The organism is Methylobacterium sp. WL103 (assembly GCF_008039885.1).
GTDB lineage: Bacteria > Pseudomonadota > Alphaproteobacteria > Rhizobiales > Beijerinckiaceae > Methylobacterium > Methylobacterium cerastii.
In genome coordinates this window covers 1-443 of record NZ_VRUX01001294.1, presented here as the reverse complement: position 1 = coordinate 443, position 443 = coordinate 1, and the positions used below count along the sequence as shown (strand labels likewise).

At 76.3% G+C, this 443-nt stretch carries 1 protein-coding gene; it reads left to right on the top strand.

Going from position 1 to position 443, the window contains the following annotated elements; genetic code table 11:
* Window positions 1-443: transglycosylase domain-containing protein (locus FV222_RS29055; RefSeq protein WP_187277552.1), on the top strand; the 443-nt coding region annotated here is incomplete at both ends.

Sequence of the window (443 nt, the reverse complement as noted above, 5' to 3'; positions counted from 1 at the left end):
CCACCCCGGACGGGCGCTGGCGGCTGCCGGTGCGGGCGGCCTCCGTCGACCCGCGCTATCTCACGATGCTCACGGCCTACGAGGACCGGCGCTTCGCCGACCATCCCGGCATCGACCCGGCGGCGACGCTCCGGGCCGCCTGGCAATGGCTGGCGCACGGACGGATCGTCTCCGGCGGCTCGACCCTGTCGATGCAGGTCGCCCGCCTCGTCGAGCCGCGCCCCGAGCGCTCGCTCGCCGCGAAGCTCCGGCAGATGGTCCGCGCGGTCGAGCTGGAGCGCCGCTTCGGCAAGGCCGGCGTGCTCGACCTCTACCTCGCGCTCGCCCCCTATGGCGGCCCGGTCGAGGGGGTGCGGGCGGCGGCGCTCGCCTATTTCGGGCGCGAGCCCGCCCGCCTGTCATTCGCCGAATCCGCCCTGCTCGTCGCCCTGCCGCAGGCGCCC